Genomic DNA, 7,619 nt, shown 5'->3' with positions numbered 1-7,619 from the left:
TCCCCCGTTCACCGCCGGGCAACCGATCGACGACGACGAGGCCCTGCCCCGGCAGTCCGTCATCGTCGAGGTCGGGGGCCGACGCGTCGAGGTCTCCCTCCCGGGCGAGCTCACCCCCGGCGGTGGTAGCGGCGGGAATGCCGGTGCGGTACGGCGCAAGCCCAAGGCCCGCACCCGTGGCGGTGCCGGAGCCGGCGCAGCATCCGGTGACTCGGTGACCGCACCGATGCAGGGCACCGTGGTCAAAGTCGCCGTCGACGAAGGCCAGGAAGTCGCCGCCGGTGACCTCGTCGCCGTCCTGGAAGCGATGAAAATGGAAAACCCCGTCACCGCCCACAAAGCAGGCACCATCACCGGCCTGAGCGTCACCGCAGGCGACGCCATCACCCAAGGCACCGTCCTCGCAGAAATCAAGTGACACCGACGTTCGATGCCGAACGGATCGACCCCCGGGCGACTTTCGGCATCGAACGGCGGCGCGGATAGCGCTACCCTGTAGCAATGTCCGAGCTTCCGGAAATACGTATCGGTACCGCTGATCGGGAGAAGGCCCTCGATGTGCTGGGTCAGCACTTCAGCGAGGGCCGCCTGACGGTTCCCGAATTCGACGAGCGCAGTGCCACAATCGCATCCGCGACGACGCGTGGACAGCTCGAATCGGTATTCGTCGACCTCCCTGCCGCGTCCGGCACTGCGTCGGTCGCTCGATCCGGCACCGACGCACCGGCCGTGAAGGACCGCGGAATCGATTGGGCTGCAGTGGTGATGCCGATCGTCATCTTCGGATCACTTGCTCTGTTCTTTCTCACCGATTTCGACCAGAAGTGGCTTTTCTTCCTTCTCATTCCGCTGGCCGGAGCCATCCTGTCTGCGGTAGGACATCCGGCGGACAAGAAGAAAAAGAAGAAGAAGCGTTGAAAGCGCTGCTGTTCGACGTCTTCGGCACCGTCGTCGATTGGCGCACGAGCATCGCCCGCGAGGTCTCCGAAATCTGCGGTCCGGGAGTCGACAGCTATCGGTTTGCCGATCGGTGGCGGAGCCTCTATCAACCGGCCATGGAACAGGTGCGGTCCGGTGGGCGACCTTTCACTCGGTTGGACGTACTGCACCTGGAGTCCCTGCGAACGGTGCTCTCCGAGTTCGAGATCGACCTGGATGCGGACGCCACGACCGCACTCAATTTCGCGTGGCATCGACTGGAGCCGTGGCCCGATTCCGTTCCCGGGCTCACGCGGCTGCGCACCGAGTTCGTCGTAGCACCGCTCTCGAACGGCAACATCTCTCTGCTGCTGGACATGGCCAAGAATGCCGGCCTTCCCTGGGACGCCATCCTCGGCGCAGAACCGGTGCAGGCGTACAAGCCCATGCCCGACGCCTACCTGCATACCGCGGACATCCTCGGGCTCCGTCCCGACGAGTGCATGATGGTTGCCGCCCACAACAGCGACCTCGCCGCCGCAGCCGAGTGTGGCTTCGCCACCGCATTTGTCGCTCGCCCGCTGGAACACGGCCCTACGCAGACGTTCGACCTTGCTCCCGAAGCCGAGTGGACCTACAGCGCAGACTCGATCGAGTCCCTTGCCGACCGACTCAACTGCTGACAGACGCAGTTCAGATCCTCGCCGCCGGAAGCAGTCGATCGGCCAGCCACCTGTTCACTTCTGCGTGCGATCGGAATCGCACGATCGTCAGGTCCGGTCGGCGCATGTTCAGTTGCTGAACGTGCGCGGCCGTCATCCGATGCGTGTTCCAGGCCCACCGGACGATGTGATCGCGATCGAAAAGTATGCAATGCAGCGGTGGCTCGAAGTTGCCGTTCCACAGCACTGTTCGACCGACCCGACGACGGAGCGTGCGGAAGACGATCTGCCGCATCACCGTTCGACGAGGCAGATCGAGCCACAGGCAGAGGTCGGCCCGATCGGCGAGTCGATCCCGCACAACGCTGTACTGCCACTCGGTGACCCAGGCCGGGCGGGCGATGAACTCCTTCACGTCCTGCTCGAACGTGACACGGGGCGTCCAGTCAGGCCCGTGATAGAGGCTGTCGATCTCGATGTGTTCGATTCCCAGAATCGATCCGAGACGAGCCGACACCGTGGTCTTACCGGAACCGGATGTTCCTGCCACCACGATTCGCGAGGGGCGACGCGATACCGCGTCGTTCGGTCCGAGAATCACGACTTCTTTCGCCCGCTACGGTTGAGCACAGAGCGCTACGATCGCGTCCGCCATGTTGCTCACGAAGTGTCGACGCGCCGTTTCGGGCAGCCGGTCGAGTGAGAGGTACGGGTTCAGGTCTTCGAGCTCGACCAACAGCAGCGTTCCGTCGACGGTGCGGCATGCGTCCACTCTCGTGATTCCGTGGTCGATGTCGTTCCAGTCGACGAAACGTTGCGCGAACTCTTCGTCCTGAGCAGTACTCGAGTACGGCTCCAACTCCCAACGTCGGCCGGGGTCCGGGGCGTACAGGGCGTATTGCACTGTGCGGCCGATGAAGTAGAACGACACTTCGTAGACAAAATCGATCCGCGGCTGAATCAATGTGCCCGGCTCGACTTCCGACAGTTCGGCGCGTCCGATCTGACGCATGCCGATCGAGTCGGCACCCCATTTCGGTTTCACCACATAGGTATTCACCTCGGGTAAGCGCGAGACGCCCCGCGGATCGTCGACGGTAGGTATGACCGGAAAACCATCTGCGAAAAGATCGACCAGGTACTGCTTTCCTCTCTGGTCGCCTTTGCCGGTCAGCTGGGTGAAAACCTTCGTGCCGTTCTCGCGCGCATGGCGAGCAAACGCGTCGAACGCTTCCTGGTATCCCGGCACAGGTCCGGAGTTCCGGATAACGACAGCATCGAATCCATCCATCAGTGCCAGCGCATCGAGCGGGTGACACAGCGCGATGTCGACCCACTCACGAAGCTGCGAAGACAAGAAGATGTCTTCGTCGCAGTAACGTCGGCCCCTCGACACATACGCCAAGTCGGTCACGAACAGAACGCGTGGACGGGGTGCGCACATCGGGCAGATCCTACCGGTCTCGAGACGTCACGATGTTCGCTTGCGGGCCAACAGAAATGCCTGCGATGTCGACTCGTATCCCATCGGAGCTCGATGCACGCGGACGTCCACCTCGAAGTTCGCCTCGACGAGCATGCCCGCGACCGCGTCCGGGTCGAGTCGGTATGCGTCGTACGAGACCGAGTGTCCGTACGCCTGCTCGAGTCGGACTCGCTCGTTGCCTGCTTGAAATGCCAACAGCAGCAGACCTTCCGGCACCAGCACCCGATGCAATTCGGCGAATATCGTCGACAATTGGTGCGGAGGCGTGTGGATGATCGAGTACCAGGCGACGATCCCCGCCAGGGTGCTGTCCCCCGCCTCCAATTCCTCCATCGATCCGACCTCGAATCGCAGGTGTGGGTGTTCGCGCCGCGCGACCTCGATCATGTTGGGCGACAGATCCATTCCTGCTACGTCGACGCCGAGGCAGTGCAAATGTTCGGTGATGCGGCCGGTTCCGCATCCCACTTCGAGAACGTCGCCGCTCGACACTCGGTCCGCAAATGTCGCCAACAGTCCGTGCTCGAGATGTCGCCCGTCGAGTTCGTCGCGAACCAGGTCGGCGTAGCTCTCGGCAACGGTGTCGTAGGCGGCCCTCGTCATCGAAACATGCTGCTGCTCGGTCACAGTGGCTACGGTACCGGCTCACCCGGCGTCGACAGGTAGGAGTGCGTCAGCATCTCGAAGAAGTGCCCGGTCGGGTCGCGGAAGTACACTCCGCGGCCACCGTGGTCGGTGTTGACAGTGCCGGGTTCGGTCATCCGAGGATCGGCCCAGTGCTCGACGCCGCGGTCGACCAGCCTGGTGTAGGCCGCGTCGAACAGATCGTCACTGACCCGAAAGGCATAGTGCTGACACTGAATATCGTCGAAGGGGGGCTCGGCGAACTGAACGAGCGTGCCGTCGGTGAGTTGGACGTTGACGAACGGCCCCCATGACGGCGCCTCCGGGAGAGCGAACAGCTCGCGAAAGAACGCAGCAGAATCGGAACTGCTCTTCGCAACGATGATGGTGTGATCGAACGAAATGGACATGCGCTGCCTCCTGGGCAGTACGACGCCTCCATGCCTGACGCAGTCCGTCATCGACACGCGACGCTGCGCCAGATGGTTCCACGAGGCACTGTGGTGCGTCAACCCTTTGTGCGCGTTTTGCGTACCCCGGGGTACGCAAAACGCGCACGACAGGATGGTGTGTCGACCGGTGAATTCACGGGCGAGCACCGGTCTTCTTCAGTGACAGCATTGCCGAGGAGAGGAACCCCGCATGGTCGGTCGACTTCTGTTCGTTCACGGTGCCGGCGGATTCGTCGACGACGCGGAGCTGGCGCACGGGTTGGCTGGAGCTCTGCGTCTCGAACTTCGGATGCCGGAGCTGTCCGACACCGCCATGGGTTTCGAGGACTGGGCCGAACCGGTTAGGCAGCACCTGGACCGACTCGGACCCGACGATGCGGTGATTGCGCATTCCTTCGGCGCATCGATCCTCGTCAGGGTCTTGACAGAACATCGCCGGGAATGGCCCGCGCGGGCCATTCTGTTGGCGATGCCGGACTGGACTCCGCGTGGGTGGGACATCGCCGACTACGCGTTCACCGACCGAGAGCCCGAGACCGACCTGATGCTCGTCCACTGCCGAGACGACGACGTGGTTCCCATTTCTCATCTGGCGCTGAACTCGAAGGCGCTCCCGTCGGCGACGGTGGTCGAGTTCCCGACCGGTGGTCATCAGTTCGACGGCATGATCGACGCCATTGCCGCCGAGGTCCTTTGACCGAGCGTCCCCGCGGGGACGCTTCTACTGGCTCCGGTCCTCGTAGTCGATGAGGAGGCGGGCTCGGTCGCACATGCAGACTGGGTGTCCGCTCACCGTGCACCGGACACAGCGCCTTCGTAGAGTCCAGTCCCGAGTGGACGAGAGGCGTCCGCTCACCGGTAGTCGTGGTCGATTCCCGTTGCCCACTGCGAACATTCGACGGCGATCACGTCGTCCCTCCCCCGCAAGAACTCCCGCGCCCCCGAGTCTCCCGACGCCGATGCCGCAGCTGCCTCGAGGTGTCGACGCGCCAGAACGACCGGGTGACCTGGGCGGCCGTCGAACACGGCCCTGGCCAGACCCGTCCGCGGTGCGGCGTCGAGAACGGCGTGGACGACCTCCGGTCCGACGTCGGGTGTGTCGACCACGTGAACCACCACGTACTCCGCGTCCGATGCGGCCGCCAAGCCGGCGGAGAAGGATGCGCTCATTCCCTGCTCCCAGTGGGGAGCGTGTACTGCGGTCGCGCCATCGGGCACAGTGACGTCGGCCGCGCCCAGCACAACGATCACCTGGTCACAACCACCATCGGTCAGTGCCTGCACGGCCGTGCGAAGCCACAACCCGTCGTGAGCGAGCACTTTGGGCGATCCGTATCGCGTTCCGGCACCTGCAGCCAGGACCACTCCCACGACAGCGTCGGACATCGTCACTCCTTCTGTCGTCCTGCCGAATGTTGGATGATCGCACAACACGCGCCTCGAGCGCGGCGGAAACTTTGTGCTCGCTCGACTGGCGGCAGCGGTCGCAATGACCGATTCTTGGTGCACTTCTCCTGCAGCGTCGCAGGAATCCACCCTGTTGCGTCCGCGAGGTGCCCACCGATGTCCGTCAAGCCCATCACACGCAAGCGCGTCCATCCCGTCGACGAAGTGCTTCCTGTTCCCAAATTGGCCGCGTACGGGTTTCAACACGTGGTCGCGTTCTACGCCGGTGCCGTTCTCGTACCGATCATCATCGGCAGTGCAATCGGGCTGACCAACGAACAGCTGATCCATCTCATCAACGCGGACCTGTTCACCTGCGGTATCGCGTCGATCATTCAGTCGGTCGGGTTCTGGAAGATCGGTGTCCGGCTCCCACTTCTGCAGGGCGTCACGTTTGCCGGTGTGTCGCCGGTGATCGCGATCGCACTGGCCAACGGCGGCGGCACCGAGGGGTTGCTGTACGTCTACGGTGCCGTCATCGTCGCCGGTCTGGTCACGTTCTTCATGGCACCGTACTTCAGTAGGCTGCTGCGCTTCTTCCCACCGGTGGTGACCGGAACCGTCATCACGATCATCGGTGTCGCGTTGCTGCCGGTAGCGGTCAACGACGCGGTGACCAATCCTGCGACACACGAACAGGATCCGACCAACGGTCGATGGATGGCGTACGCGATCGGAACGCTGCTGATCATCGTGCTGATCCAACGGTTCTTCAAGGGCTTCATGGCCACCATCGCCGTCTTGCTCGGTCTGGTCATCGGCAGTGCCGTCGCATTCGTGTTGGGGGACATGAACTTCGACGGCACCGCGGAAGCATCGTGGGTCGGATTCACCCAGCCCTTCCTGTTCGGTGTGCCCAAATTCAGTGTCGTTGCCATCATTTCGATGATCGTCGTCATGCTCATCATCGCGGTCGAAACCACCGGCAGTGTGTATGCGACGGGTGAGATCGTCGGCAAGCGCATCAAGAAGGACGACATCGCTGCCACGCTGCGGGCCGATGGAGTCGCCACCGTCATCGGCGGCACGTTCAACTCGTTCCCGTACACGGCATTCTCGGAGAACGTCGGCCTGGTCCGACTGACCGGTGTGCGTAGTCGGTGGGTGGTCGCCAGCGCGGGCGGCATCATGATTCTGCTCGGTCTGCTGCCGAAGACGGCGGCCGTCGTCGCCTCCATCCCGCCACCGGTACTGGGCGGTGCCGCACTGGCCCTGTTCGCGACGGTCGCCGTCGTCGGAATCCAGACTCTGTCGAAGGTGGACTTCACCGACCATCGCAACTTGATCATCGTCGCCACCAGTCTCGGACTGGCGATGCTCGTCACCATCCAACCCACCGTTTCGCAGGGCGTACCGGATTGGCTCGAGATGCTGTTCGGCAGCGGAATCGTCCTGGGCGCCGTCTCTGCCATCGTCCTCAACGTGCTGTTCTTCCACATCGGAAATCGTGGTCAGGCCGTGGCCGGCGGTCCGGGTGCAGGTATCACCCTCGACCGGGTCAACGAGATGTCGGCCGAGGAGTTCGCCGCCACGTTCGGCGGTCTGGTGCAGGGCACCCCGTGGGTCGTCGAGCGTGCGTATCAGCAGCGCCCGTTCGCCGACGCCCACGGTCTGCGTGAGGCATTCCAGGAAGCCTTGTTGGCCGGAACCACCGAGGAACAGATCGAGCTGATCAACAGCTACCCCGACCTCGGCAGCGAGGATGCGACGGGCACCCTCAACGCTGCCGATCACGTCGGATTGTCCAACCTCGAGGAGGACGAACACGAGAACATCGTTCAGCTCGCCGCCGAGTATCGGCGACACTTCGGATTCCCGTTGGTGATCTGTGCCCGAGAGACCGAACGCTACGATCGGGTTCTGGCCAACGGATGGTCGCGGGTGGAGAATGCGCCGTCGGCGGAGCGATCTTTCGCGATGATCGAAATCGCCAAGATCGCGAACTATCGGTTCGACGATCTGGTTGCGGACGCCAACCCCATCGCGGCCGCGCGGTTCGGCCGGATCAACGACTTCAGATAGCGAGCGAGA

General features: G+C 63.3%; 10 protein-coding genes. 5 read left to right on the top strand and 5 right to left on the bottom strand.

What is annotated here, in order from left to right; all coding sequences use genetic code 11:
* From CH278_RS19370 to CH278_RS19360, 3 genes are all read left to right on the top strand, one after another.
* A partial coding sequence (locus tag CH278_RS19370; protein ID WP_143536278.1) for an acetyl-CoA carboxylase biotin carboxyl carrier protein subunit occupies positions 1–418 on the top strand: 418 nt, incomplete at its 5' end.
* Positions 419–501: 83 nt separating this feature from the next.
* A complete protein-coding gene (locus CH278_RS19365) occupies positions 502–918 on the top strand; it encodes a DUF1707 SHOCT-like domain-containing protein (protein WP_027496469.1) in 417 nt (138 codons plus the stop codon).
* Positions 915–1,601 carry a haloacid dehalogenase type II gene (locus tag CH278_RS19360; RefSeq protein ID WP_094622637.1) on the top strand — a complete coding sequence of 229 codons (687 nt, stop codon included), beginning with the start codon at positions 915–917 and terminating at the stop codon, positions 1,599–1,601. The genes CH278_RS19365 and CH278_RS19360 overlap by 4 nt, the downstream gene beginning before the upstream one ends.
* 10 nt (positions 1,602–1,611) lie before the next feature.
* Here CH278_RS19360 and CH278_RS19355 read toward each other — a convergent pair whose 3' ends face one another.
* The 4 genes from CH278_RS19355 to CH278_RS19340 are packed head-to-tail and all read right to left on the bottom strand — an operon-like array spanning position 1,612 to position 4,100.
* Positions 1,612–2,181 (bottom strand): AAA family ATPase, encoded by a 570-nt coding sequence (locus CH278_RS19355; protein ID WP_256987103.1) that lies wholly within the window; start codon positions 2,179–2,181, stop codon positions 1,612–1,614.
* Between the two features lie 15 nt (positions 2,182–2,196).
* Positions 2,197–3,024, bottom strand: coding sequence for a hypothetical protein (locus tag CH278_RS19350; protein ID WP_094622636.1), 828 nt, complete (start codon positions 3,022–3,024; stop codon positions 2,197–2,199).
* A gap of 27 nt (positions 3,025–3,051) precedes the next feature.
* Positions 3,052–3,693, bottom strand: coding sequence for a class I SAM-dependent DNA methyltransferase (locus tag CH278_RS19345; protein WP_230591645.1), 642 nt, complete (start codon positions 3,691–3,693; stop codon positions 3,052–3,054).
* Between the two features lie 5 nt (positions 3,694–3,698).
* A complete protein-coding gene (locus CH278_RS19340; RefSeq protein ID WP_032370683.1) occupies positions 3,699–4,100 on the bottom strand; it encodes a VOC family protein in 402 nt (133 codons plus the stop codon).
* 232 nt (positions 4,101–4,332) lie between these two features.
* On the opposite strand from CH278_RS19340, the gene CH278_RS19335 reads away from it, so the two are divergent.
* Complete coding sequence (locus CH278_RS19335; RefSeq protein WP_032370682.1) at positions 4,333–4,839, top strand: alpha/beta hydrolase; 507 nt, start codon at positions 4,333–4,335, stop codon at positions 4,837–4,839.
* A 155-nt stretch (positions 4,840–4,994) separates the two neighbouring features.
* On the opposite strand, the gene CH278_RS19330 is transcribed toward CH278_RS19335, so the two are convergent.
* Positions 4,995–5,528 (bottom strand): nucleotidyltransferase family protein, encoded by a 534-nt coding sequence (locus CH278_RS19330; RefSeq protein WP_094622647.1) that lies wholly within the window; start codon positions 5,526–5,528, stop codon positions 4,995–4,997.
* 177 nt (positions 5,529–5,705) lie between these two features.
* Here CH278_RS19330 and uraD point away from each other — a divergent pair, with 177 nt between their 5' ends.
* The gene (gene uraD / locus CH278_RS19325) at positions 5,706–7,610 is read left to right on the top strand and encodes a 2-oxo-4-hydroxy-4-carboxy-5-ureidoimidazoline decarboxylase (protein ID WP_027496462.1); all 1,905 of its coding nucleotides are present in this window, start codon (positions 5,706–5,708) and stop codon (positions 7,608–7,610) included.
* Positions 7,611–7,619 lie beyond the last annotated feature (9 nt).

The sequence above is a fragment of the Rhodococcus sp. 05-2254-5 genome (assembly GCF_002258575.1).
GTDB lineage: Bacteria > Actinomycetota > Actinomycetes > Mycobacteriales > Mycobacteriaceae > Rhodococcoides > Rhodococcoides fascians.
Note: the sequence above shows the minus strand (reverse complement) of the source record. Positions and strands in the feature narration are given on the sequence as shown.

Bases quoted from the DNA above. Each gene is read 5' to 3' on its own strand.
- CH278_RS19365 (WP_027496469.1), top strand. From the start codon at position 502: ATGTCCGAGCTTCCGGAAATACGTATCGGTACCGCTGATCGGGAGAAG.
- CH278_RS19335 (WP_032370682.1), top strand. From the start codon at position 4,333: ATGGTCGGTCGACTTCTGTTCGTTCACGGTGCCGGCGGATTCGTCGAC.
- CH278_RS19340 (WP_032370683.1), bottom strand. From the start codon at position 4,100: ATGTCCATTTCGTTCGATCACACCATCATCGTTGCGAAGAGCAGTTCC.
- uraD (WP_027496462.1), top strand. From the start codon at position 5,706: ATGTCCGTCAAGCCCATCACACGCAAGCGCGTCCATCCCGTCGACGAA.
- CH278_RS19350 (WP_094622636.1), bottom strand. From the start codon at position 3,024: ATGTGCGCACCCCGTCCACGCGTTCTGTTCGTGACCGACTTGGCGTAT.
- CH278_RS19330 (WP_094622647.1), bottom strand. From the start codon at position 5,528: ATGTCCGACGCTGTCGTGGGAGTGGTCCTGGCTGCAGGTGCCGGAACG.